This is a genomic window from Bacillus sp. DE0042, from assembly GCF_007680225.1.
Taxonomy (GTDB): domain Bacteria; phylum Bacillota; class Bacilli; order Bacillales; family Bacillaceae_G; genus Bacillus_A; species Bacillus_A wiedmannii.
The window spans coordinates 1,384,414-1,408,177 of record NZ_VEJP01000001.1 but is presented as its reverse complement, the minus strand read 5'-3'; the positions used below and the strand labels follow the sequence as shown (position 1 = coordinate 1,408,177).

The following is a 23,764-nucleotide window of genomic DNA, read 5'->3' as shown; positions in this document are numbered from 1 at the left end:
AAAGTTGGATGTGACCTTGGTGTGAACATAGAGTGAAAGAGAGAGGGAGTTTTAAATAAGAGGTAGAGTAAACAAAAAAATAAGACCATCACAAAAGAGATGGTCAAGGAAGGGGACAATTTATGTCAATTTAATTAGGGATGGAAGCTATTCAAAGACACTGGGGAATGTCTTATAAATTAGGGAGGAATAGCTTCGGTACATATACTATAAAAGTTGGATGTGACCTTGGTGTGAACATAGAGTGAAAGAGAGAGGGAGTTTTAAATAAGAGGTAGAGTAAACAAAAAATAAGACCATCACATAAGAGATGGTCAAGGAAGGGGACAATTTATGTCAATTTAATTAGGGATGGAAGTTGTTCAAGACACTGGGGAATGTCTTATAAATTAGGGAGGAACAACTTCGATACATATACTATAAAAGTTGGATGTGACCTTGGTGTGAACATAGAGTGAAAGGTATGAGAATTTGAGAAATGATACATATAAAATGATTGTTGCGAGAGTTGTAGAGTACGAATAAATATAATAGAAAGTTTCTTGTCATAAAATGAAGTGGAGTTCAAGTATAAATAAAAGTTGAAATCTTTAAAAAAAAGGATTATGCTCAACTATATTATAAGAATATAAGGTTTATCCCGCTATGTAAGGTTTCTTATAAGCCTTTAGTTATGAGGGGAAAAGGGAGTTAGTGAATATGGAAGTAACAAAAAGACAAGGGCTGTATAATCGTTTTATACGATTAAATCCACCACAAATATTAGCATTAGGTTTTTTCTGCTTAATTGTGGTTGGCGGTTTGTTATTAAAGTTACCATTCGCAACGAAAGTACATATTAGTTGGGTAGATGCTTTCTTTACGGCAACGTCAGCAGCAACTGTAACGGGATTAGGAGTAGTAGATACTGCAAGTACGTTTACGATGTTTGGCGAGATTGTTATTATGTTTTTAATTCAAACAGGTGGTTTAGGTCTTATGACAATTGCCATTTTAATTGTTTGGGTATTAGGTAAAAAAATCGGGTTACGCCATCGATTATTAATCGGAGAGGCATTTAATCAGACAAATATAGGTGGTCTTGTAAAATTAGTAAAGCGTGTCTTTATATTTTCAATTTGTATTGAGCTTATTGGAGTCATTTTTTTATCGTTTCGCTTTATTCCAGAGTTTGGCTTTGGAAAAGGTGTATACTATAGTATTTTTCACGTTATTGCATCTTATAATAATGCTGGATTTGCTCTATGGCCGGATAATTTAACAAGGTATGTAGGAGATCCTATTGTTAATATTGGGATTTGCTCTTTAATCGTAATAGGTGGTCTCGGTTTTACCGTATTAATTGATATATGGTATAGTCGTAGCTTTCGAAAATTATCACTTCATTCTAAAATCATGATTGTTGGAACGGTAGCGTTAAATGTTATAGCAATGATTGTGATTTTTGTATTGGAATATAATAATGTGAAGACGTTAGGGAATTTACCTTTAAATGAAAAGTTATGGGCTTCTTTCTTCCAAGGTATTACTCCTCGTACTGCTGGATTTAATACAGTTGACTACGGGGGAATGGAAGAATCATCTATATTATTTACGATGGTTTTAATGTTTATTGGTGCAGGAAGTGTATCAACAGGTGGAGGGATTAAATTAACAACGTTTGTTATTTTAGTTACATCCGTCCTTTCTTTCTTTAGAAAAAAAGAGGAAATCGTTTTATTTCAGCGCACAATTAAAATGTCAACAGTAACGAGAGCGTTAGCTATTGCTGTTGCCAGTCAAATACTCATTTTTGCAGCGGTATTTGTATTAATGCTTACAGAAAACTTTAGCTTTATTCAGTTACTATTTGAAACAATTTCAGCGTTTGGTACAGTAGGGTTAACGATGGGAATTACTGCAAAGTTATCAGCGTTTGGAAAATGTATTATTATGTTTGTTATGTTTTGTGGATTAATCGGACCGTTAACACTTGTGTTTTCTTTAGCGCGACCAGCAAAACAAAAAATTAAATATCCATCGGAAGATGTATTTACAGGATAAGGTATCTCGCATAAGCGAGATACCTTTTTCTTTTTAAAAAAGGGAGAACAATAATCCGACAAGTGCTACTCGGAATAAAATTGCAATGAGTGCTGCAATTCCGCCGACAATCGCAGCGATACCACCAGTTACAGTAGCTCCGCGATTATAAGCGTAAATTCCAAGTAATACAGAAACAAGACCAAATAGTGTTGGGAAGGTAAAGAGTGATAAGATAGATAAGGCAAGAGCGATAAAGCCAGCAGTTGATCCAGCGGCAGACGATCTTATATCCTCTTTATTTTCTTTTTCATCGTAATCATAATCAATGCGCTGTGGTGCAACCTCAGCTGCGTATTCTTCTTTATAGTCACTATAATCACTATCTATTCTATCTCTTTTTTTATATTCATCAAATTTCTCAGTCAAAGTCATGACTCCTTTCATAACAAGGTTCAATAGTAGTATGCATCTCTTTTTCTTTTTTATCCCGCTATTTGTGATCCGCAAACGCCCGATTGGTGAGGGTTAATACTTAATAGGTGATGAAGAAAACCTCATTGATTAAAGTTTTACTTTATCCGAGCGTGTACAAGGCATAATTCTACTTAGAAGAGTGGAATTGTTTTTTTGAAATAGGAAAAGTTAGTATGACTTCCTCTATTTTGGAAAGTATAAAAAAGAATAATGAGGAAAGGGTGCAATACATAATGGAACATCCAATTGAAAATTTAATGAAAACAGCAATGACAAATTTAAAAGAGATGGTAGATGTAAATACGATTGTTGGAAGTCCAGTTTCAACGGCTGATGGAAATGTAGTATTAACAGTATCTCAAGTGGCTTTTGGTTTTGGTGCCGGCGGAAGTGACTTTAAAGGTGATTTTATTTCCGAAAAGCATAATAACGGACAAGGGCAGCATAAAGAGAACAAGCAAAGCCATCCATTTGGAGGCGGAAGCGGGGCTGGGGTTTCTATTAGTCCAGTTGCTTTTTTAGTAGTCGGTTCTAACGGTGTGCAAGTATTACACCTCAATAGTAGTACACATTTAATTGAAAAGGCTTTAAATACGGTACCAAGCACTGTAGATAAATTTGTAAATGGTCGCCAAAAGTGAACTTGCATTTTTTAGGAATTGTGATATATTAGAAAAAGTGCGCTTTATGATGATCGGAATAATTGAACTGTAAATATATATGATGTGTGGAATAAGGGAGAGGAATTTATGATTAATATCAAAAACTTAGTAGTTGGCTTATGTATGTTAGTAAGCGGTTTTGTTGTATATGTAATAAAAGAAAAAGCTCCATTTTAAAACAGACAAACCGTTACTGTCTGTTTTAAATTTGTAAAAAATGTTGACAAGTTATTGTATTGGTGTTAAAATTTTAATTCGTGTCTCGGTTACAGCTAGTGTAAAGTAAATAAACCTTATAAATATAATACGAAAAGTTTGCGAAAGATCGGGTAGTCTTACCAACAACTTTTGTGAACAAACCCTATAAATTATTATTGTAGGCTTTATATGTATACTAGTGAATCAAGGAGCGGTCAGTGGAACCGTAATGATGAGAGAGAGGTAGGGCTTTCATCCAGTATATGTTACTTTCCCGTTAGGTGAATATAAAAAAGAGGACTCCTTTTCAAAAGGAGTCCTCTTTCTTTTTTAAGTGCGGCTCTCAACTTGCTGACAAATTTCATCTGTTGTTAAACCATGAGCTGCAATTACCGATCCCTTAATTGATGCATCTGCAATACCCATCATATTAGAATCTTGCCCAGTTACAACACAACAATCGCACCCTTGTGCATCATGTTCGGAGCCCAGGGTAACAACTTCATGTCCCTGTTGCTGAAGAGCTTGTTGAACATCTGTTAATGAGTTTTCAACGCCAATTCTAGCCATAATTCTCACCTCCTACCATCTAGTTGCTAGTATGCTCTAGTACATCGTATATATTTATGCAAAGACGGTAGGAAGCATATATTTATCCTGCTATTTACGGATAGCTTGATTAGAGTATCACTTTATTTAGTCGTTATATACACCAGTAAGCATTTGACTTACGAATTGATCGTTTAAAGTATCTTGGGCAGAAGAAGTATTTGAATGAATGTCAATTGAAGCAATAAAATTATTATGTTCTTTATTATTTGGTTCTACCTCTACATAATTATCGAATTTACAAAAACCTTTCGTATCCATTAGATCAAATAGTTGAAGCATTTCTACTACCTCTTGTCTCGTTCCTTTAATTTGTACACACGCCATATTGATTTCCTCCTTCATTTTGACAAATTGTTTTTTAAAAATAGGATTATGATTACGAAACGAAAAATATGAATGTTATTTTTAGACAGCGTTATTTTTATTATTTTCCCCCTTTTTCAGCAAAAGTCGTTATATATTCCCGAATTTATAAAAACGGACGTCCGTTTATTGAATACAATAGATTCGTATCAATTGATGAAAATCCTTCTTTTAAACAAATATTTTTTTTAGGGGAAATTGACGAAAAAAAAATTTTGACTTTTTGTAAACGTTAACAATGCTGTTAAATCAATATAATCAAAGATGTACGTACGATTAAAAATTATAAATTTTCTAAAAATTCACTTGATTTATTTAGAAAGGAGAGTAAACTAGGAAACAATAAAAAATTCATAGAACATAGGAGGCGCTTTCCAGTGAACGAGCAATGGATTTTCTTAAATGGAGAATTTGTTCCAAAAGACGAGGCAAAAGTTTCAGTATATGATCATGGTTATTTATATGGCGATGGAGTATTTGAAGGAATTAGAGTATATAGCGGTAATGTTTTCCGTTTGAGAGAGCATCTTGTCCGGTTATATGAATCAGCAAAATCCATCATGTTAGAAATTCCATATTCTTTAGATGAAGTAACGGATATTGTTGTTGAGACGATTCGACAAAATAAATTATCTAATGGATACATTCGCCTTGTTGTATCGAGAGGAGCAGGAAATCTTGGATTAGATCCTGATTCTTGTAAGAAACCGAATGTAGTAGTAATTGCAGAACAACTATCTTTATTCCCGCAAGAATATTATGAAAAGGGGATTCCGGTTGTAACAGTTGCAACGCGCCGAAACCGTCCAGATGTTTTGTCGCCTCAAGTAAAATCTTTAAATTACTTAAACAATATTTTAGTTCGTATTGAAGCGAAATTAGCTGGAGTACAAGAAGCACTTATGTTAAATGATCAAGGATACGTAGCTGAAGGCTCAGGAGATAACGTGTTTATTGTAAAAGGAAATAAATTAATTACACCACCAAGTTCTGCTGGAGCGTTAGAAGGCATTACACGAAACGCTATATTAGAAATCGGTGAAAAACTTGGATATGACGTTAGAGAAGAGTTATTTACAAGACATGATGTATATGTAGCTGATGAAGTATTTTTAACAGGAACGGCTGCTGAAGTAATTGCTGTTACGACAGTAGATGGTAGAACGATTGGTTTAGGGCAAACAGGTCCACATACGAATCGTTTATTAGAAGAATTCCGAAAGTTAGTTGTAGAAGATGGAGAGAAGATTTACGAAGAAAATAAAGTTGGATAACAACTCTTTATAACAATAAGAAAGCGTTGAGAGGGAGGAGTAGTTGATTGTGAAGCCTCACAGAGAGTCGGTGGTTGCTGAAAACCGATGGTTCACGTCGACGAACATCGCCCTTGAGTGCTAAGCTGAAGCATTTGTCTAGGCTTAGACGGTAGCTCCGTTATTAGCTAGACTCATTTATGGGTCACTGAGGCAAGAGTATTCTTGCGAAGAAGGGTGGTACCGCGAAATCTTTCGTCCCTTCAGCACATAGCTGGAGTGTGGACGTAGGATTTTTTTTATTGATAAAAGTTTTCAAAAAGGGGGCTTATAAGAACAATGTCTTCAAAAACGGAAGAGAAACTGGCAACTGGTGCACAGCTATTGTTAGAAGCGTTAGAAAAGGAAGGAGTAGAAGTAATTTTCGGTTATCCTGGTGGTGCTGTTTTACCTCTTTATGATGCACTCTATGACTGTGAAATTCCGCATATTTTAACAAGGCATGAGCAAGGAGCTATTCACGCCGCGGAAGGGTATGCCAGAATTACTGGCAATCCAGGGGTTGTCATTGCAACGAGTGGGCCAGGTGCTACAAATGTTATTACGGGTCTAGCAGATGCGATGATTGATTCATTACCACTTGTTGTATTTACAGGGCAAGTAGCAACGACATTAATTGGAAGTGATGCTTTCCAAGAAGCGGATATTATGGGGCTTACGATGCCAGTGACAAAACATAACTATCAAGTGCGAAAGGCTTCAGATTTACCTCGAATTATTAAAGAAGCATTTCATATTGCTAGAACAGGAAGACCAGGCCCAGTCGTTATTGACCTTCCGAAAGATATGGTAGTAGAGCAAGGAGAACGATGTAATGACGTACAAATGGATTTACCAGGATACAATCCTAATTATGAACCGAATTTACTCCAAATAAACAAATTATTACAAGCAATTAGTGCTGCAAACAAGCCGTTAATTTTAGCTGGAGCAGGTGTATTGCATGCGAAGGCTTCGAAAGAGTTAACAAGTTTTGCTCGTAAATATGAAATTCCTGTTGTGCATACATTACTTGGTCTTGGTGGGTTTCCGCCAGATGATGAACTTTTTCTAGGAATGGGAGGAATGCACGGTTCTTACACAGCCAATATGGCGTTATATGAATGCGACTTACTTATTAATATAGGTGCAAGATTTGATGATCGCCTTACAGGAAATTTGGCTTATTTTGCTAAAGAGGCGACTGTTGCGCATATTGATATTGATCCAGCAGAAATCGGAAAAAATGTGCCGACTGAAATTCCAATTGTTGCAAGTGCTAAGCGAGCGCTGGAAGTATTACTTCAACCAGAAGGAAAGAAAGAAAATCATCATAAGTGGCTCTCTTTATTAAAGAGTAGAAAAGAAAAGTATCCACTATCTTATAAAAGGAATTCGGAAAGTATTAAGCCTCAATACGCAATTGATATGTTATATGAAATTACGAAAGGAGAAGCGATTGTAACAACAGATGTTGGGCAACATCAAATGTGGGCAGCCCAATATTATCCGCTCAAAACTCCTGATAAATGGGTAACTTCAGGAGGATTAGGAACGATGGGCTTCGGATTTCCAGCAGCAATTGGTGCGCAAATTGCAAAGCCTGAGGAACTAGTTATTGCAATTGTAGGTGACGCTGGATTTCAAATGACCTTGCAAGAATTAAGTGTGTTAAAAGAACACTCATTGCCTGTTAAAGTATTTATTTTAAATAATGAAGCTTTAGGAATGGTAAGACAATGGCAAGATGAATTTTATAACAAAAGATATTCGCACTCTTTACTGTCGTGTCAACCAGATTTCGTCGCTCTTGCGAATGCGTATGGCATAAAAGGAGTTCGTATAGATGATCCACTTCTTGCAAAGAAGCAAATACAGCAGGCGATTGAATTACAAGAACCAGTCGTAATTGATTGCCGTGTACTTCAATCAGAAAAGGTAATGCCGATGGTTGCGCCAGGGAAAGGTGTTCACCAAATGGAGGGAGTGGAAAAAAGGTGAAGAGAATTGTTACAGCGACAGTTCGAAATCAAAGTGGTGTGTTAAACCGAATTACGGGTGTTATGACACGAAGACATTTTAATATTGAAAGTATTTCAGTAGGTCATACGGAATCATCGGACATATCGCGGATGACGATTGTTGTACACGTTGAAAATGAACAGCAAGTGGAACAGTTAATTAAACAACTTCATAAGCAAATTGATGTTCTGAAAGTATCAGATATTACAGAAGAAGCGATGATCGCAAGAGAACTTGCACTTATTAAAGTAGCAACATCAGTAGCAAGAGCAGAATTATATAGTTTAATTGAACCGTTTCGAGCCGCTGTAATAGATGTTGGGAAGGATTCCATAGTTGTGCAAGTAACTGGTACGCAGGAGAAAGTAGAAGCATTAATTGAATTACTTCGTCCGTATGGTTTGAAAGAAATTGCTAGAACAGGTGTAACAGCGTTTACGCGTAGTATGAAAAAACAAGATAAGCAAGTTATGTTAATTCAATAACCATTTAAATATAGGGGGAAATGAAAATGACAAAAGTTTATTATGAGAAAGATGTAACGGTAAATGTATTAAAAGAAAAGAGAGTAGCAATCATTGGATATGGCTCGCAAGGTCATGCACATGCACAAAACTTACGTGATAACGGATTTGATGTAGTAGTAGGTTTAAGAAAAGGGAACTCTTGGGATAAAGCGAAAGAAGATGGATTTTCTGTATATACAGTAGCAGAAGCAGCGGGAAAAGCTGATGTAGTAATGATTCTACTACCGGATGAACTGCAGCCAGAAGTATATGAAGCGGAAATTGCGCCAAATTTAAAGGCAGGAAATTCTCTCGTTTTTGCTCACGGATTTAATGTTCACTTTGATCAAGTGAAACCGCCAGCTAATGTAGATGTATTTCTAGTAGCACCAAAAGGGCCAGGTCATCTCGTACGCCGTACGTTTACTGAAGGCGGAGCTGTTCCTGCATTATTTGCAGTATACCAAGATGCAACAGGAGTTGCGACTGAAAAGGCACTTTCTTATGCTGATGGAATTGGAGCGACGAGAGCCGGTGTATTAGAAACGACGTTTAAAGAAGAAACAGAAACAGATTTATTTGGAGAGCAAGCTGTGCTTTGCGGCGGAGTAACTGCACTAGTAAAAGCTGGATTTGAAACGTTAGTTGATGCCGGTTATCAACCGGAACTTGCATATTTTGAATGTTTACATGAACTAAAACTAATCGTTGACCTTATGTATGAAGGCGGACTTGAAAATATGAGATATTCAGTTTCAGATACAGCGCAGTGGGGCGACTTCGTATCAGGCCCACGCGTTGTTACGGAAGATACGAAGAAAGCGATGGGTGCAGTGCTAGCAGAAATTCAAGATGGTACATTTGCAAGAGGCTGGATTGCAGAGCATAAAGCAGGAAAACCAAATTTCCATGCGACAAATGAGAAAGAGAATGAACACGAAATCGAAGTAGTTGGACGTAAATTACGTGAAATGATGCCGTTTGTACAGCCGCGAGTAAAGGCAGGGGTTAAATAATATGAAGCAGATTTTGTTCATGGATACGACGCTACGTGATGGCGAACAATCACCAGGAGTGAATTTAAATGAACAAGAGAAATTGCAAATTGCAAGGCAATTAGAGAGACTAGGTATTAATGTCATGGAAGCTGGTTTTGCAGCAGCTTCCGAAGGGGATTTTCAATCGGTAAAACGCATCGCAAATACCATTCAAAATGCTACAGTTATGAGTTTAGCTAGAGCGAAAGAAAGTGATATTCGAAGAGCATATGAAGCGGTGAAAGATGCTGTATCTCCTCGTCTACACGTATTTTTAGCTACAAGTGATATTCATATGAAATATAAACTTTGTATGTCAAAAGAAGATGTATTAGATAGTATTCACCGCTCGGTTACACTCGGGAAATCATTATTTCCGACAGTACAATTTTCAGCAGAAGATGCGACAAGAACAGCAAAAGCTTTTTTAGCTGAAGCAGTTGAAGTTGCGATTCGTGCAGGAGCGAATGTAATTAATATTCCAGATACAGTTGGATATACGAATCCAGAAGAATATTATTCTCTTTTTAAATACTTACAAGAATCCGTTCCTTCATATGAAAAAGCAATTTTCTCTTGTCATTGTCACGATGATCTTGGGATGGCAGTAGCGAATTCATTAGCTGCGGTTGAAGGCGGAGCGTTGCAAGTAGAAGGAACAATTAATGGAATTGGAGAAAGAGCAGGGAATGCGGCGTTAGAAGAAGTCGCAGTTGCTCTTCATATTAGAAAAGATCTCTATAAAGCGGAGTCTTCTATGACGCTAAAAGAGATTAAAGCGACGAGTACATTAGTAAGCAGATTAACCGGTATGGTTGTACCGAAAAATAAAGCGATTGTTGGAGCGAATGCATTTGCTCATGAATCAGGAATTCATCAAGATGGTGTATTAAAAGAAGTGACAACGTATGAGATTATTGAACCAGAGCTAGTAGGCGAATCTCAAAATCTATTCGTACTTGGAAAACATTCTGGACGTCACGCGTTTACAGAAAAAATGAAAGAGCTTGGTTATGAATTTACAAAGGAAGAACGAGATGCGGTGTTTGAAGCCTTTAAAAAATTAGCTGATCGTAAGAAGGAAATTACTGAGGAAGATTTACGTGCACTTATGCTTGGGGAATCAGCATTTGCGGCTCAGCAATATAACATTACGCAACTACAAGTACATTTTGTATCAAATAGTACACAATGCGCGACAGTTGTGCTAAAAGACGAAGAAGGAAATGTATACGAAGATGCAGCCACTGGTTCTGGTAGTATTGAGGCGATTTATAATGCAATCCAAAGAATTTTAGGATTAGAATGTGAATTGGCGGATTATCGCATACAATCTATTACACAAGGTCAAGATGCACTGGCTCATGTTCATGTTGAATTAAAAGAAGGAACGCATCAAGTATCAGGTTTTGGTGTTGCACAAGACGTATTGGAAGCTTCGGCGAGAGCATATGTCCATGCAGCAGGGAAATTGAAATCTTTTATCCAGCTTGTAAAATAAGTGTTTGATAGGTGAGAGAAGCCTTCCTCACCTATCAAATTAAAGTTCTGAAAATTCAGTTAAAAGGAGTGTTGAAATTGGAAAAACGTATCGTTTGTTTAGCTGGTGATGGTGTTGGCCCAGAAGTTATGGAAAGTGCGAAGGAAGTATTGCATATGGTAGAGAGGTTATATGGGCATCATTTTCATTTGCAAGATGAGTATTTTGGCGGGAGTGCTATCGATTTAAATGGGCAACCATTACCGCAACGAACGCTTGCCGCTTGTTTAGCAAGTGATGCGGTTTTACTTGGAGCGGTTGGTGGACCAAGGTGGGATAGCGCGAAGGAAAGACCGGAGAAAGGATTATTAGCTCTAAGAAAAGGGCTTGGAGTATTTGCAAATGTTCGCCCTGTAACGGTAGAAAGCGCAACGGCACATTTATCGCCATTAAAAAACGCTGATGAAATTGATTTCGTTGTCGTTCGTGAATTAACAGGTGGAATTTATTTTTCTTATCCGAAAGAACGAACGGACGAAGTAGCAACAGATACACTTACGTATCATCGTCATGAAATTGAACGGATCGTTTCTTATGCCTTTCAATTAGCGAGTAAGCGGAAGAAAAAAGTAACATCTATTGATAAGGCGAATGTTTTAGAATCTAGTAAACTATGGAGAACTGTTACGGAAGAAGTAGCACTTCGTTATCCAGACGTTGAACTAGAACATATTTTAGTAGATGCAGCTGCGATGGAGTTAATTCGGAATCCAGGACGGTTTGATGTAATTGTAACGGAAAACTTATTTGGGGATATTTTGAGTGACGAAGCTTCAGTATTAGCGGGATCATTAGGAATGCTTCCATCAGCAAGTCATGCAGAAAAGGGACCTTCATTATACGAGCCTATTCACGGATCAGCGCCGGATATTGCCGGAAAAAATAAGGCGAATCCAATTGCAATGATGCGCTCTGTTGCAATGATGCTTGGGCAATCATTTGAATTAACGAGAGAAGGGAATGCAATTGAATCTGCGATATCTGCAGTTCTTAAATTAGGAAAATGTACAGTAGATATCGGAGGAGATGAGACGACAACTTCATTTACGAAGGCAGTTATACAAGAGATGGAAGAGCAAGCGTTAGTAGGGAGAGGGAGATAATGGGAAAAAGGCTGCTAGATAAACTTTGGGAAAGACACGTAGTTACGACAAACGAAAATGGATTAGATTTATTATATATCGATCTTCATCTTGTTCATGAAGTAACGTCACCGCAAGCCTTTGAAGGCTTGCGGCTTACAAATCGAACGGTTCGCAGATCTGATTTAACATTCGCAACGATGGATCATAATATTCCAACGAAAGATGTTTGGAATATTACCGATCGCATTGCGAAACAGCAACTAGATACACTCCGGGAAAATTGTAAACAATTTCAGGTGCCGTTAGCGGATATCGGGGATGAAGAGCAAGGGATTGTTCATGTTATCGGACCAGAACTTGGACTTACACAACCAGGAAAAACAATTGTTTGTGGTGATAGTCATACAGCAACGCATGGTGCGTTTGGCGCGCTAGCATTTGGCATTGGTACGAGTGAAGTGGAGCATGTATTGGCAACGCAAACGTTATGGCAACGAAAGCCGAAAGCGATGGGTATTGAGTTAAAAGGAAAATTACAGAAAGGTGTTTACGCAAAAGATATTATTTTGCATTTCCTTTCAAAGTACGGTGTAGCAGTTGGAACTGGATATGTAATGGAATTTTACGGAGAGACGATTGAGGCTATGGAGATGGAAGAGAGAATGACGCTTTGTAATATGGCAATTGAAGGAGGAGCAAAGGCTGGTATTATAGCACCAGATGAAAAAACATTTGCTTATGTAAAAGGACGTAAATATGCACCGAAAGACTTTGAAACATTCGAGAAGAAATGGTCTGAACTTTATACAGATTCAGATGCAATTTATGATTTATATATTACGATAGATGTGACGGATTTAGCACCGTACGTTACGTGGGGAACCAACCCGAGTATGGGTGTTCGTATTGATGAAAAATTGCCAGAAAAGCAGGATGCAAATGACGAAAGAGCATTTTCTTATATGGGATTAAGCCCTGGACAAAGCACGTATGACATTCCTGTCCAGCATGTTTTCATTGGATCTTGTACAAATTCCAGGCTTTCTGATTTAGAAATTGCTGCATCTGTTGTGAAAGGGAGAAAGGTAAAAGAAGGTGTGCGAGCGCTCGTTGTACCTGGATCGAAAAGAGTAAGGGAAGCTGCGATGCAAAAAGGGCTACATCACATATTTGAAGAAGCTGGATTTGAATGGAGAGAACCTGGATGTTCAATGTGTCTTGGAATGAATCCAGATCAAGTACCTGAAGGAGAACATTGTGCTTCGACTTCAAATCGTAATTTTGAAGGAAGACAAGGAAAAGGGGCACGAACACATTTAGTTAGCCCAGCAATGGCGGCAGCAGCTGCGTTATACGGTCATTTTGTTGATACTAGAAAGGAGAGTTATGATGGAGCCATTTCATATTCATAAAGGTACTGCTGCAGTACTGATGAATGATAACATTGATACAGATCAAATTATTCCGAAGCAATACTTAAAGAGAATTGAAAGGACGGGATTTGGAAAATATTTATTCGATGAATGGCGTTATGATAATAACCGCCATGAAAACCCTAATTTTCCGCTTAATGCACAAAATAGAAAAGGAGCAAGTATATTAATTACAGGTGATAATTTTGGTTGTGGTTCTTCAAGAGAACATGCTCCGTGGGCGCTTGCTGATTATGGTTTTCGCGTTATTATCGCCGGCGGGTTTGCAGATATTTTTTATATGAATTGTATGAAAAACGGTATGTTACCAATTGTAATGGATAAAGAAATGCGAGAACAACTTGCCAAAACGGATGCGAGAGAACAAATAGAAGTAGATTTAGAGAATGAAGTAATTACAACGAGTACGCACAGGTTTCATTTTACAATCGAGAAAATGTGGAAAGAGAAATTATTAAATGGTCTAGACGAAATTAGTATTACGATGCAATATGAACAAGAAATTGTAGAGTATGAAAGGAAAGTAGCTTTATATTAAGAAATAACGGAATGTTCAAAATGTATTTACATTCAGAATTAAGTATTATATACTATGTAAAAATCAGAGGAGAAAGGGAGTAAGTATTATGAATATCATGCAATCTATTAAAATGCTTACACAACTACATCATCATACATAAAGCCCTTGAACCTAGCGTGAAAACGTGTAGGCACAAGGGTTATTCCCGTTGTACCTACACTCTACTAAAGAGCCTTGTAGGTATTTTGTCTACAAGGCTCTTTTTATTTTCGGTTTAGGTGAATGAAATGGGCATACATTAGAAAGAGAAAGGTGTGAGAATTTAGATGACAAAATGGAAACGGGCAAACCCAAATGGAACGAGAGACTATTTATTTGAAGAATGTACGTTAATTGAAGAAGTGGAGCAAAAATTAAGACGTACTTTTTTAGGGCGAGGTTATGAGGAAATAAGGACACCTACAATTGAATTTTATGATGTTTTTGCCTTTCAAAATAGACCGATAGATGAAGAAAAGATGTATAAATTTTTTGATGAAAAGGGACGGATTATCGTGTTACGTCCAGATATGACAATTCCTTTAGCGAGAGTGATGGGAACGCAGAGGTGGGATACGCCGCTTAAACTGACGTATGGCGGGAATGTATTTCGGGCGAATGAGTCCCTTACTGGAAAATATAATGAAATTGTACAAAGTGGTATTGAAATTATAGGGATTGATAACGTAAGAGCTGAAATTGAATGCGTCATAAGCGTCATTCAATCACTTCAAAAGGTGAAGGTGCAATCTTTTACAATAGAGATTGGGCAAGTGCAGTTATATAAATGTATTGTAAAAAAACTCTCCATTCATGAGGAAGAAGAGAGAGTACTTAGGACATACATTGAAAGTAAAAATTATGCGGCTCTATCAAATTTTATTAGAGAAAAGAAATTAGATCGATGTGATGAAACAGTAAGATTACTTGAGAAATTACCAAGGCTATTTGGGAATTTAGAAGTGATTGAGGAAGCAGAAAAACTCGCCTCAAGTAATGAAATGAAAATGGCGATTGCAAGAGTGAAAGAAATATATGAAGCAATTGAAAAACTAGGCTATGGATCTTACATATCAATTGATTTAGGTATGATCCAACATTTAGATTACTATACGGGAGTTATTTTCAAAGGGTATATATATGAAATTGGAGAAGAAATTGTTAGTGGCGGAAGATATGATGAATTAATTGGAAATTTTGGAGAGATGCTGCCGGCTGTTGGACTCGCGGTGCAAGTCAATCAAATTGTGAAGGCGCTGCAAGAGCAGCAAGAACCATATGAAAGAAAGAGAATAGATATTATCATTCATTATAAGTTAAATAGATTAGCAGAAGCGGAAAGATTGCGAAATTTACTTCAAAAGGACGGAAAAAAAGTAGAGCTATCTTTATTCTCTAATATAAATGACACCTTTCAATTTGCAAGAAAAAATAAAGTAGTAACGGTCGTAGAGGCAAAGAACGAATCATTAGTGGAATATGTATGGAAAGAGAAATGGGTAGTCCAGAAAGAAGGAGAAACTTCATGCGTAACATTCAAATTGCGTTAACGAAAGGAAGATTAGAAAAACATGTGATTCCACTCTTTGAGCAGATTGGAATTGATTGTTCAGAGCTCAAAAATAAAGGACGAAAGCTTGTTTTTCAAAGTAAAAATACAGATGTCTCATTTATTTTAGTGAAAGCAGTAGATGCTGCTACTTATGTAGAACATGGAGTAGCTGATATTGGGATCGTTGGAAAAGATATTTTAATGGAAAATGAGAAAGATATTTATGAAATGTTGGATTTAGGAGTAGGCGTATGTAAGTTTTGTGTTGCTTCTATTCCTACTTATAATCCGAAGAGTTACCGGAAGAAGCGTATTGCGACGAAATATCCACATATTACTTCTAACTATTTTCATGATAAAGGAGAGGATGTAGAAATTATAAAAATAGAAGGTTCGGTAGAAATCGCTCCTATTCTTGGATTGGCAGATGCAATTGTTGATATTGTGGAAACAGGAAAAACATTACAAGAAAATGGGCTCATTGTATTTGAGGAAATGTGTTCTATATCTGCTCGAATGATTGTAAATAAGGCTGCATTAAAAACTAAAAAAGACGAAATATTCAGTATTATAAATATGATGGAGCAAGAAATTTTGTCAGGAAAATAGGGGGACTTGTAATGGAGATTGTTTGTGAAGATTTTCAAAAGGCGTTATCGAAAATAAAATTGCTACGAGAAAACGCTAATATAATAGAAGAAACTGTTCAAAGAAGTGTAAGCGAAATTGTTCGTAATGTAAGGGAGAGTAGGGATGAGGCTCTATCTTTTTATACAAAAAAGTTTGATGGTGTGGAGATTAAAGAGTTTCGTGTAAGTGAAGAAGAAATAAAACGAGCGGGTATGTTTGTAGAGAATTCATTTTTAGAAGCGTTACAAGAGGCGAAGAAAAACATTATTTCATATCACGAAAAGCAAAAAAGGCAATCCATATTCGATTGCGCGAGTAATGGCATCATTAGAGGACAAATTATTCGGCCGTTAGAAAATGTAGGAGTATATGTGCCAGGCGGAACTGCTTCGTATCCTTCGTCAGTATTAATGAATGTATTGCCAGCAAAACTTGCTGGTGTGAAAAAGATTGTAATGGTAACACCGCCGAGAGAAGGAGGAATTGATCCACATATTTTAGTTGCTGCAAGCCTTGCAGGAGTAGATGAAATTTATACGATAGGTGGTGCGCAAGCAATTGCTGCTTTAGCATATGGGACGGAATCGATTCCAAAAGTGGATAAAATAGTTGGACCAGGAAATTTGTATGTCGCTCTGGCGAAACGAGAAGTATACGGAATAGTAAATATCGATATGATTGCTGGACCGTCAGAAATTGTAGTTATTGCTGATGAAACCGGTAATGCAAAATATATCGCTGCTGATTTATTATCGCAAGCAGAACATGACGAGAGAGCAACAGCAATTTGTATTACAACGAATATAGAGTTAGCAAAAGAAGTAGAAAGAGAGATAGAAAGACAGTTAGAAACATTACCAAGAAGCGAAATTGCACGTGAATCGATAAATAGAAATGGAGCTATCTTTATCGTTCCTTCTTTAGATGAGGCGCTACAATTATCGAATGAAATCGCTCCAGAACATTTAGAGTTACATATAAAAGAACCGATGAATGCTCTAGCTTATGTGAAACATGCAGGATCTATCTTTCTTGGTCCATATGCACCGGAACCTCTCGGTGATTATTTAGCAGGACCGAATCACGTGTTACCGACAAGTGGAACGGCAAGGTTTTTCTCACCGTTATCAGTCGATGATTTCGTGAAAAAATCAAGCTTTCTGTCTTATACGGAGGACGCGTTAAGAGATGTACAACATCATATTGTAGAACTTGCCAATAAAGAAGGGTTACATGCGCATGCGAGAGCAATTCAAATAAGATTTGAGGAGGAAGAATAATGCGTGAGTGCAGTCAAATACGTGAAACGACAGAAACAAAAATCAAATTAAGTTTGCAGCTTGATGAAGGCAAGAACGTTTCTGTACAAACGGGAGTTGGATTTTTTGATCATATGCTAACTTTATTTGCAAGGCATGGAAGATTCGGTTTACAAGTGGAGGCGGAAGGTGATGTATTCGTTGATGCGCATCATACAGTTGAAGATGTTGGAATTGTACTCGGAAATTGTTTGAAAGAAGCATTGCAAAATAAAGAGGGGATTAACCGTTATGGCTCCGCATATGTACCGATGGATGAATCTTTAGGTTTTGTCGCAATTGATATTAGCGGGCGCTCATATATTGTATTTCAAGGAGAATTAACGAATCCGAAGCTAGGGGATTTTGATACAGAACTAACAGAAGAATTTTTTAGAGCAGTTGCTCATGCTGCCAATATTACATTACACGCTCGCATTTTATACGGAAGCAATACACATCACAAAGTTGAAGCGTTATTTAAAGCGTTTGGTAGAGCGCTTAGAGAAGCAGTCGAAAGAAATGCCAGCATTACTGGTGTAAATTCCACGAAAGGGATGTTGTAATTGATTGCTATTATAGATTATGGAATGGGAAATATTCGCAGTGTGGAACAAGCATTACAATATATTGGAGCAGAGTACATCGTAACGGGTGATAAAGAAAAGATTTTTAGAAGTGATGGAGTAATCTTACCAGGAGTAGGTGCATTTCCGAAAGCGATGGATGTATTGGAAGAAAAAAATTTAGTGCGTGTGTTAAAAGAAGTCGGGAGTTCAGGAAAACCGCTTCTGGGCATTTGCCTAGGGATGCAGCTTTTATTTGAAAAAAGTGAGGAACTACAAGACTGTAACGGATTAAGTTTATTGCCAGGTGTTATTCGAAAGTTAAAGGTTCCTTATAAAATTCCACATATGGGATGGAATGAGTTAAAGAAAGAGGGAGAAATAGCACTTTGGAATGGAGTAGAGGACGGTTCTTTCGTATATTATGTTCACTCTTATTATGCAGATTGTCCAAATGAAATTGTGTATGGGATAAGTGAATATGGAGTGAAAGTACCTGGTTTTGTAGCAAAAGGAAATATATACGGCGCACAGTTTCATCCTGAAAAAAGCGGTGACATTGGAATGCAAATGTTGAAAAATTTCAAAGGGGTGGTAGAGGCATGGAAATCTTCCCAGCTATCGATTTAAAAGAGGGGCGATGCGTTAGACTTTATCAAGGAGAGTTTAGTAAAGAAACAGTAATGAATGAAGATCCGGTTGCGCAAGCGATTATATTCGAAAAATTGGGAGCGAAAAAGTTGCACATTGTTGATTTAGATGGCGCAATTGCTGGTGAGTCAGTAAATTTGCTCGTTATTGAAAGGATTTGCAAGGCAGTACGTATTCCTGTGCAAGTTGGAGGCGGAATTCGATCACTTGTAACGGTAGAGAAGTTATTGTCAGTAGGTGTAGATAAAGTGATTTTAGGAACAGCTGCTCTTTATGATAAGGAATTTTTAGAAGAAGCGGTTCTTCTATATAAAGAGAAAATCATTGTTGGAATTGATGCGAAAAATGGTTTCGTAGCAACGAGAGGTTGGCTTGATGTGTCTGAAATTTCTTACATTTATTTAGCAAAGCAAATGGAGAATGTAGGTGTTCAAACGATTGTGTTTACAGACATTTCGAAAGACGGGACACTTGCAGGGCCGAATTTAGAGCAATTGGAGTTACTACAAAAAAGCGTGAGCATTCGTCTTATTGCTTCTGGAGGAGTGGCATCTATTCAAGATGTGAAAAAATTAAATGATATGAATATATACGGCGTCATAATTGGTAAGGCTCTTTATGAGAAAACGATTGATTTAGAAGAAGTGTTAGAGGTAACAAAGTTATGTTAGCGAAACGCATTATTCCATGTCTAGATGTAAAAGAGGGCCGAGTCGTAAAGGGTGTAAATTTTATAGGGTTACAAGACGTCGGTGATCCTGTTGAAATAGCCGCTTTATATAATAAGGCGGGAGCAGATGAAATTGTATTTTTAGATATTACGGCAACGCATGAAGGACGAAAAACAATTATAGATGTTGTAGAAAAAACAGCTTCGAAAGTATTTATTCCTCTTACAGTTGGCGGGGGGATTTCAAGTGTTAAAGATATGTACAATTTACTAAGAGCTGGAGCGGATAAAGTTTCAATCAACTCAGCGGCAGTGCGAAATCCAAAGCTAATTGAAGAAGGGGCAGAACACTTTGGCTCACAATGTATTGTCGTAGCAATTGATGCTAGAAAAGTAGCAGAAGAAAAGTGGAATGTTTATGTGAACGGCGGAAGAGTTGATACGGGGATGGATGCAATCGGGTGGGCAAAACGCGTTGCGGAGCTAGGAGCAGGCGAAATTTTGTTAACGAGTATGGATGCAGATGGAACGAAAAACGGGTATGATCTTCGTTTAACAGAAGAAATTTCAAAAAGCGTTTCCGTACCAGTCATCGCGTCAGGCGGATGTGGTCATGTTGATCACATTATAGAAGTTTTTCAAAAGACAACAGTTGATGCAGCACTTGCGGCATCCATCTTTCATTATGGTGAGGCGACAGTGCAGGACGTAAAGAGAAAATTAAGAAATGCAAATGTTGAGGTGCGGTTATGAAACCTAACTTTTCAAAAGGATTATTACCAGCGGTTGTAATTGAAGAAGGGACAAAAGAAGTTTTAATGCTAGCTTATATGAATGAAGAAGCATATGAAAAAACGCTAGAAACGAAAAGAACATGGTTTTATTCTCGTTCAAGACAATCGTTATGGAATAAAGGAGAAACATCAGGAAATGTCCAATATGTGCAATCTCTTTATTTAGATTGTGATCAAGATTCAATTGTTGTTGTCGTAAAGCAAGTGGGACCTGCTTGTCATACAGGAGAAAAAACATGTTTTCACTACCAAATTATATAGGGGGATACATATGGAAAATGCCTTTAAATTACTATTTGAAACAATTGAAGAACGAAAGGGAAATCCACTTCCTGAATCGTATACAAATTATTTATTTTCAAAAGGAGAAGATAAAATTTTAAAGAAAATTGGTGAAGAATGCACGGAAGTAATTATCGCATCTAAAAATAATGACAAAGAAGAATTAGTGAAAGAAATGGTTGATGTATTGTATCACTGCTTTGTTTTATTAGCTGAAAAAAATATATCATTAGAAGATGTTATGGAGGAAGTGACAGAAAGAAATGGGAAGCTTTCGCGAGTGGGGGACAGAAGTGAAATAGATACATTATAAGGGGGAAATGTAGATGAAGGTGGATTATCACATTCATTTAGAAGAAGGGCCATATTCAATAGGATGGCTAGCTAAAATAAATGAAGTGTTACAACATTATGAACCACTTAAAGAAGAAAAATATTCTATGGAATGGCTTGTGAAAACACAAGAACGCCTGCAAAGACGTGTGAAAGAAGGGCCATTTACAACGAAATGGATTGATTTATATTTAGAAGAAGCTTTGCGAAAAGGTATAAAAGAAGTTGGTATTGTCGATCATTTATACCGTTTTTATGAAGCGAAAGAATACTATGAAAGATATGTCGATATTAGTGATTCGAGGCTTGGTCGTTTACAGAAGGAATGGTTAGACCAAGTAAGGGTAACATCACTACATGATTTTACAAAGGCAATTGAAGAGGCGAAAGAACGGTGGAGTAAAAGAGGTGTTACGCTTAAACTTGGAATTGAAGCGGATTATTTTATTGGTGGTGAACAAGAATTACAATCTTTACTCGCATTAGGAGATTTTGATTATGTAATTGGTTCTGTTCATTTTTTAAATGGCTGGGGATTTGATAATCCAGATACGAAAGAATATTTTAAGGAACATGACTTATATGCTTTATATGATACGTTTTTCAAAACGGTTGAGTGTGCAGTTCGCTCTAATTTATTTGATATTATAGCTCATCTTGATAACATAAAAGTATTTAATTATCGGTTAGATGAAAATGAACAACTTTCTTATTATAAGGAAATTGCGCGTGTGTTAGTAGAAACAAATACGGCAACGGAAATAAATGCAGGATTGTACTATCGCTATCCTGTACGCGAAATGTGTCCGAGTCCGCTATATTTACAAGTATTAGCTAAGCATGGCGTTCCGGTTACTCTCTCCTCAGATGCTCATTATCCGAGTGATTTAGGAAAATATGTGGCAGAGAATATAAAGACGTTACGTAATCATGATATTTCTCACATAGCTACATTTACGAAACGAGTAAGAACGATGAGATTACTGGAAGAAGAAGTAACAATTTCAAAATGATCACGATTTTTTGATGAAAACCACCCTTTTTGTTCAAAATAAGAAAGAATAAAAAGGAGGGTAAGAAATGGCGAAACAACAAAATAAACAAAATGTACAAGATTTACAAGGTGCACAGCAACAAGCTTATACTTCTGAAACGAATGCTACATCTCAATCAGTTATTGAGGAACAAATTAGCGATACAGTTGCAGAAGGAACGATCGATGCAAAGCTTGGACAAGAATCGCAAGAGAAAGCGTAAGAAAAGGGGAGAGATGGATCTCCTCTTTTCTTATGGGTAAAAAATGTCGATTTTCAAAACTATGATCAAATTCCTTGGTTTTTATAGGTGGATTTCTTACAATGAAAGATAAGAGATATCTTATTTTTTATAGAAGAGGTGTTAGTAGTGGCAAAAATATTAGTAGCAGGGAAAATTCCAGCAATCGGATTAGAACTATTAAAGGATCATGATGTAGAAATGTACGATAAAGATGCGTTAATTTCTTTAGATGAATTAACAGATCGTGTAAAAGATAAAGATGCATTGTTAAGTCTACTTTCTACAAAGGTGACAAAAGAAGTTATTGATGCGGCACCTAATTTGAAGATTGTTGCAAACTACGGTGCTGGTTACGATAATATTGATTACTCGTATGCCGGAGAAAAAGGGATTGCGGTAACGAATACACCGAAAGTATCAACTGAAGCGACAGCAGAATTAACATTTGCACTTCTTTTAGCAGCTGCACGTAGAATTCCTGAAGGTGATACATTATGTCGTACAACTGGATTTAATGGATGGGCACCATTATTTTTCTTAGGCCGTGAAGTACATGGTAAAACAATTGGAATTATTGGCCTTGGAGAAATCGGCAAGGCAGTTGCAAAGCGTGCGAAAGCGTTTGGAATGAATGTTTTATATACAGGACCAAATCGAAAGCCTGAAGCTGAAAGTGAACTGGAAGCAACATATGTAACATTGGAAGAATTATTACAAACAGCAGACTTTATTACAATTAATTGTGCTTATAATCCGAAATTGCATCATATGATTGATGATGAACAGTTTAAAATGATGAAGAAAACAGCGTATATTGTAAATGCTTCACGTGGACCAATTATGAATGAAGCGGCACTTGCTCATGCATTAAAAACGAATGAAATTGAAGGAGCAGCTCTTGACGTATTTGAATTTGAACCGAAAATTACAGAAGAGCTAAAAGGATTAAAGAATGTAGTACTTGCTCCTCACGTAGGGAACGCAACGTTCGAAACGCGTGATGCGATGGCTGAAATGGCAGTAAGAAATATTTTAGCCGTATTAAACGGTGAAGAGCCAGTAACACCTGTAAATCAAAAGGTATTGGTTACAAAATAAAGTGAAGCTTTAATGAGAGTGGGCTTTTACGGCATAAAAAGAAACCTTCCGGAATCGGAAGGTTTTTCTTATTTTTCTTTATTTGCTCTTTTAGATGGTCTTTGTCTAAGAAATTGAGATAGCATATACAAAATATATAGTGGAATAGCAATGAATAAGAAAACAGAAAAATTACCGAACCCTGTTTGGTACATTGTTATAATGATTCCAACTAAAAATAGTGTAATAATGATGCTATATCGTGGAATTGGTACATCTTTTAAACTTGGGATACGAATACGGCTCACCATTAAAAATGCGAACGTTACAAATACTGTAATAAGAACGATTTTTGGAATGGTATGTGAAAATAATGTTAAGAAAGCAACAAGCCCTCCGGCTGCTGTAATCGGTACGCCAGTGAAATATTTCATTGAAGTAGAAGATGGTGTTACATTAAATCGTGCTAAACGGTATGCTCCGAAAAGAGGGAATAGTCCCGCTATGTATAGTCCGATGATCCCGTAATTGGAGAAAGATGTGTAATACATGAGAACAGCAGGTGCTGCACCAAATGTTACGACATCCGCCAGCGAGTCAAGTTCTTTTCCCATTTGTGAATCAACACGTAATAAACGAGCAACACGTCCATCAAGACTATCTAACATCATCCCGATAAGTACTAAAATAGCAGCTGATTTATAATATCCTAAAGATGCATAGCCGATAGATAAGAATCCACTATATAAATTTCCGAGCGTAAATAAGTTTGGAATAGCTGCTCTATACAAAATCTGATCCCTTGCTTTCTGTAATAAATTCTTA

The 23,764-nt window shown here is 37.0% G+C and carries 28 protein-coding genes and 1 other annotated feature; of the genes, 24 read left to right on the top strand and 4 right to left on the bottom strand.

Annotated elements, in window-relative coordinates; all coding sequences use genetic code 11:
• Window positions 1–699 precede the first annotated feature (699 nt).
• Window positions 700–2,043, top strand: a complete 1,344-nt coding sequence (locus FS802_RS06965) for a TrkH family potassium uptake protein (RefSeq protein WP_048561403.1) — start codon at window positions 700–702, stop codon at window positions 2,041–2,043.
• Between the two features lie 33 nt (window positions 2,044–2,076).
• Here FS802_RS06965 and FS802_RS06960 read toward each other — a convergent pair whose 3' ends face one another.
• The gene (locus FS802_RS06960; protein ID WP_116480634.1) at window positions 2,077–2,469 is read right to left on the bottom strand and encodes an imidazole glycerol phosphate synthase; all 393 of its coding nucleotides are present in this window, start codon (window positions 2,467–2,469) and stop codon (window positions 2,077–2,079) included.
• A 203-nt stretch (window positions 2,470–2,672) separates the two neighbouring features.
• Between FS802_RS06960 and ytfJ the strand changes: the two genes are divergently transcribed.
• Both ytfJ and FS802_RS06950 read left to right on the top strand, forming a co-directional pair.
• Window positions 2,673–3,140 (top strand): GerW family sporulation protein, encoded by a 468-nt coding sequence (gene ytfJ / locus FS802_RS06955; protein ID WP_002096773.1) that lies wholly within the window; start codon window positions 2,673–2,675, stop codon window positions 3,138–3,140.
• A gap of 108 nt (window positions 3,141–3,248) precedes the next feature.
• Entirely contained in the window at window positions 3,249–3,338 is a 90-nt protein-coding gene (locus FS802_RS06950) for a hypothetical protein (protein WP_000608225.1), read from the top strand.
• Window positions 3,339–3,689: 351 nt separating this feature from the next.
• Here FS802_RS06950 and FS802_RS06945 read toward each other — a convergent pair whose 3' ends face one another.
• Together FS802_RS06945 and FS802_RS06940 are read right to left on the bottom strand one after the other, a co-directional pair.
• Window positions 3,690–3,929 carry a YkuS family protein gene (locus FS802_RS06945; protein ID WP_000101010.1) on the bottom strand — a complete coding sequence of 80 codons (240 nt, stop codon included), beginning with the start codon at window positions 3,927–3,929 and terminating at the stop codon, window positions 3,690–3,692.
• Window positions 3,930–4,055: 126 nt separating this feature from the next.
• Window positions 4,056–4,295: a DUF3911 family protein gene (locus FS802_RS06940; RefSeq protein WP_000752504.1), complete on the bottom strand. Its 240-nt coding sequence runs from the start codon at window positions 4,293–4,295 to the stop codon at window positions 4,056–4,058.
• 68 nt (window positions 4,296–4,363) lie between these two features.
• Here FS802_RS06940 and FS802_RS31840 point away from each other — a divergent pair, with 68 nt between their 5' ends.
• The 21 genes from FS802_RS31840 to FS802_RS06835 all read left to right on the top strand — a co-directional run bounded on the left by FS802_RS31840 (window position 4,364) and on the right by FS802_RS06835 (window position 22,960).
• Window positions 4,364–4,570, top strand: coding sequence for a hypothetical protein (locus tag FS802_RS31840; protein WP_098653896.1), 207 nt, complete (start codon window positions 4,364–4,366; stop codon window positions 4,568–4,570).
• A gap of 141 nt (window positions 4,571–4,711) precedes the next feature.
• Complete coding sequence (gene ilvE, locus FS802_RS06930) at window positions 4,712–5,608, top strand: branched-chain-amino-acid transaminase (RefSeq protein ID WP_001005492.1); 897 nt, start codon at window positions 4,712–4,714, stop codon at window positions 5,606–5,608.
• 17 nt (window positions 5,609–5,625) lie between these two features.
• Window positions 5,626–5,853, top strand: a binding site (T-box leader).
• Window positions 5,854–5,926: 73 nt separating this feature from the next.
• Entirely contained in the window at window positions 5,927–7,627 is a 1,701-nt protein-coding gene (ilvB, locus tag FS802_RS06925) for an acetolactate synthase large subunit (RefSeq protein ID WP_098653895.1), read from the top strand.
• The gene (ilvN, locus tag FS802_RS06920; protein WP_000822948.1) at window positions 7,624–8,133 is read left to right on the top strand and encodes an acetolactate synthase small subunit; all 510 of its coding nucleotides are present in this window, start codon (window positions 7,624–7,626) and stop codon (window positions 8,131–8,133) included. The genes ilvB and ilvN overlap by 4 nt, the downstream gene beginning before the upstream one ends.
• 20 nt (window positions 8,134–8,153) lie before the next feature.
• Window positions 8,154–9,170, top strand: a complete 1,017-nt coding sequence (gene ilvC / locus FS802_RS06915) for a ketol-acid reductoisomerase (protein ID WP_098653894.1) — start codon at window positions 8,154–8,156, stop codon at window positions 9,168–9,170.
• Window position 9,171: 1 nt separating this feature from the next.
• Window positions 9,172–10,692 (top strand): 2-isopropylmalate synthase, encoded by a 1,521-nt coding sequence (gene leuA / locus FS802_RS06910; RefSeq protein WP_098653893.1) that lies wholly within the window; start codon window positions 9,172–9,174, stop codon window positions 10,690–10,692.
• Between the two features lie 77 nt (window positions 10,693–10,769).
• The gene (gene leuB, locus FS802_RS06905; protein ID WP_000415374.1) at window positions 10,770–11,834 is read left to right on the top strand and encodes a 3-isopropylmalate dehydrogenase; all 1,065 of its coding nucleotides are present in this window, start codon (window positions 10,770–10,772) and stop codon (window positions 11,832–11,834) included.
• Entirely contained in the window at window positions 11,834–13,228 is a 1,395-nt protein-coding gene (gene leuC / locus FS802_RS06900) for a 3-isopropylmalate dehydratase large subunit (RefSeq protein WP_144524939.1), read from the top strand. The genes leuB and leuC overlap by 1 nt, the downstream gene beginning before the upstream one ends.
• The gene (gene leuD / locus FS802_RS06895; RefSeq protein ID WP_098653892.1) at window positions 13,206–13,787 is read left to right on the top strand and encodes a 3-isopropylmalate dehydratase small subunit; all 582 of its coding nucleotides are present in this window, start codon (window positions 13,206–13,208) and stop codon (window positions 13,785–13,787) included. The genes leuC and leuD overlap by 23 nt, the downstream gene beginning before the upstream one ends.
• Before the next feature lie 308 nt (window positions 13,788–14,095).
• Window positions 14,096–15,358 (top strand): ATP phosphoribosyltransferase regulatory subunit, encoded by a 1,263-nt coding sequence (hisZ, locus tag FS802_RS06890; RefSeq protein WP_000170332.1) that lies wholly within the window; start codon window positions 14,096–14,098, stop codon window positions 15,356–15,358.
• Window positions 15,334–15,969 (top strand): ATP phosphoribosyltransferase, encoded by a 636-nt coding sequence (hisG, locus tag FS802_RS06885; protein WP_001244483.1) that lies wholly within the window; start codon window positions 15,334–15,336, stop codon window positions 15,967–15,969. Before hisZ ends, hisG begins: the two co-directional genes overlap by 25 nt.
• 11 nt (window positions 15,970–15,980) lie before the next feature.
• The gene (gene hisD, locus FS802_RS06880; RefSeq protein ID WP_000406988.1) at window positions 15,981–17,270 is read left to right on the top strand and encodes a histidinol dehydrogenase; all 1,290 of its coding nucleotides are present in this window, start codon (window positions 15,981–15,983) and stop codon (window positions 17,268–17,270) included.
• Window positions 17,270–17,854 carry an imidazoleglycerol-phosphate dehydratase HisB gene (gene hisB, locus FS802_RS06875; RefSeq protein ID WP_001206365.1) on the top strand — a complete coding sequence of 195 codons (585 nt, stop codon included), beginning with the start codon at window positions 17,270–17,272 and terminating at the stop codon, window positions 17,852–17,854. Before hisD ends, hisB begins: the two co-directional genes overlap by 1 nt.
• Window positions 17,855–18,484 (top strand): imidazole glycerol phosphate synthase subunit HisH, encoded by a 630-nt coding sequence (gene hisH / locus FS802_RS06870; RefSeq protein WP_000560364.1) that lies wholly within the window; start codon window positions 17,855–17,857, stop codon window positions 18,482–18,484. It begins immediately after the preceding gene.
• Window positions 18,457–19,176 carry a 1-(5-phosphoribosyl)-5-[(5-phosphoribosylamino)methylideneamino]imidazole-4-carboxamide isomerase gene (gene hisA / locus FS802_RS06865; protein ID WP_000402306.1) on the top strand — a complete coding sequence of 240 codons (720 nt, stop codon included), beginning with the start codon at window positions 18,457–18,459 and terminating at the stop codon, window positions 19,174–19,176. The genes hisH and hisA overlap by 28 nt, the downstream gene beginning before the upstream one ends.
• Window positions 19,170–19,928: an imidazoleglycerol phosphate synthase cyclase subunit gene (gene hisF, locus FS802_RS06860; RefSeq protein WP_098653891.1), complete on the top strand. Its 759-nt coding sequence runs from the start codon at window positions 19,170–19,172 to the stop codon at window positions 19,926–19,928. Before hisA ends, hisF begins: the two co-directional genes overlap by 7 nt.
• Window positions 19,925–20,230, top strand: coding sequence for a phosphoribosyl-AMP cyclohydrolase (gene hisI / locus FS802_RS06855; RefSeq protein ID WP_048561390.1), 306 nt, complete (start codon window positions 19,925–19,927; stop codon window positions 20,228–20,230). The genes hisF and hisI (FS802_RS06855) overlap by 4 nt, the downstream gene beginning before the upstream one ends.
• Window positions 20,231–20,240: 10 nt before the next feature.
• Window positions 20,241–20,564: a phosphoribosyl-ATP pyrophosphatase gene (gene hisI, locus FS802_RS06850; RefSeq protein WP_000426349.1), complete on the top strand. Its 324-nt coding sequence runs from the start codon at window positions 20,241–20,243 to the stop codon at window positions 20,562–20,564.
• Between the two features lie 13 nt (window positions 20,565–20,577).
• Window positions 20,578–21,597, top strand: a complete 1,020-nt coding sequence (locus FS802_RS06845; protein ID WP_000861829.1) for a histidinol phosphate phosphatase domain-containing protein — start codon at window positions 20,578–20,580, stop codon at window positions 21,595–21,597.
• Window positions 21,598–21,664: 67 nt separating this feature from the next.
• Window positions 21,665–21,841: a DUF4025 domain-containing protein gene (locus FS802_RS06840; protein ID WP_001118876.1), complete on the top strand. Its 177-nt coding sequence runs from the start codon at window positions 21,665–21,667 to the stop codon at window positions 21,839–21,841.
• Between the two features lie 147 nt (window positions 21,842–21,988).
• The gene (locus FS802_RS06835; protein WP_001062816.1) at window positions 21,989–22,960 is read left to right on the top strand and encodes an NAD(P)-dependent oxidoreductase; all 972 of its coding nucleotides are present in this window, start codon (window positions 21,989–21,991) and stop codon (window positions 22,958–22,960) included.
• A gap of 68 nt (window positions 22,961–23,028) precedes the next feature.
• On the opposite strand, the gene pssA is transcribed toward FS802_RS06835, so the two are convergent.
• The gene (gene pssA / locus FS802_RS06830; protein ID WP_000285422.1) at window positions 23,029–23,730 is read right to left on the bottom strand and encodes a CDP-diacylglycerol--serine O-phosphatidyltransferase; all 702 of its coding nucleotides are present in this window, start codon (window positions 23,728–23,730) and stop codon (window positions 23,029–23,031) included.
• Window positions 23,731–23,764 lie beyond the last annotated feature (34 nt).

Bases quoted from the DNA above. Each gene is read 5' to 3' on its own strand.
- leuD (WP_098653892.1), top strand. From the start codon at position 13,206: ATGGAGCCATTTCATATTCATAAAGGTACTGCTGCAGTACTGATGAAT.
- leuA (WP_098653893.1), top strand. From the start codon at position 9,172: ATGAAGCAGATTTTGTTCATGGATACGACGCTACGTGATGGCGAACAA.
- hisI (WP_048561390.1), top strand. From the start codon at position 19,925: ATGAAACCTAACTTTTCAAAAGGATTATTACCAGCGGTTGTAATTGAA.
- FS802_RS06965 (WP_048561403.1), top strand. From the start codon at position 700: ATGGAAGTAACAAAAAGACAAGGGCTGTATAATCGTTTTATACGATTA.
- hisG (WP_001244483.1), top strand. From the start codon at position 15,334: ATGCGTAACATTCAAATTGCGTTAACGAAAGGAAGATTAGAAAAACAT.
- FS802_RS06960 (WP_116480634.1), bottom strand. From the start codon at position 2,469: ATGAAAGGAGTCATGACTTTGACTGAGAAATTTGATGAATATAAAAAA.
- FS802_RS06840 (WP_001118876.1), top strand. From the start codon at position 21,665: ATGGCGAAACAACAAAATAAACAAAATGTACAAGATTTACAAGGTGCA.
- FS802_RS06950 (WP_000608225.1), top strand. From the start codon at position 3,249: ATGATTAATATCAAAAACTTAGTAGTTGGCTTATGTATGTTAGTAAGC.
- FS802_RS31840 (WP_098653896.1), top strand. From the start codon at position 4,364: ATGAATGTTATTTTTAGACAGCGTTATTTTTATTATTTTCCCCCTTTT.
- ytfJ (WP_002096773.1), top strand. From the start codon at position 2,673: ATGACTTCCTCTATTTTGGAAAGTATAAAAAAGAATAATGAGGAAAGG.
- hisD (WP_000406988.1), top strand. From the start codon at position 15,981: ATGGAGATTGTTTGTGAAGATTTTCAAAAGGCGTTATCGAAAATAAAA.
- hisA (WP_000402306.1), top strand. From the start codon at position 18,457: ATGGAAATCTTCCCAGCTATCGATTTAAAAGAGGGGCGATGCGTTAGA.
- FS802_RS06945 (WP_000101010.1), bottom strand. From the start codon at position 3,929: ATGGCTAGAATTGGCGTTGAAAACTCATTAACAGATGTTCAACAAGCT.
- hisZ (WP_000170332.1), top strand. From the start codon at position 14,096: ATGACAAAATGGAAACGGGCAAACCCAAATGGAACGAGAGACTATTTA.
- hisF (WP_098653891.1), top strand. From the start codon at position 19,170: ATGTTAGCGAAACGCATTATTCCATGTCTAGATGTAAAAGAGGGCCGA.
- hisB (WP_001206365.1), top strand. From the start codon at position 17,270: ATGCGTGAGTGCAGTCAAATACGTGAAACGACAGAAACAAAAATCAAA.
- FS802_RS06845 (WP_000861829.1), top strand. From the start codon at position 20,578: ATGAAGGTGGATTATCACATTCATTTAGAAGAAGGGCCATATTCAATA.
- ilvC (WP_098653894.1), top strand. From the start codon at position 8,154: ATGAAAATGACAAAAGTTTATTATGAGAAAGATGTAACGGTAAATGTA.
- leuC (WP_144524939.1), top strand. From the start codon at position 11,834: ATGGGAAAAAGGCTGCTAGATAAACTTTGGGAAAGACACGTAGTTACG.
- ilvB (WP_098653895.1), top strand. From the start codon at position 5,927: ATGTCTTCAAAAACGGAAGAGAAACTGGCAACTGGTGCACAGCTATTG.
- FS802_RS06940 (WP_000752504.1), bottom strand. From the start codon at position 4,295: ATGGCGTGTGTACAAATTAAAGGAACGAGACAAGAGGTAGTAGAAATG.
- hisI (WP_000426349.1), top strand. From the start codon at position 20,241: ATGGAAAATGCCTTTAAATTACTATTTGAAACAATTGAAGAACGAAAG.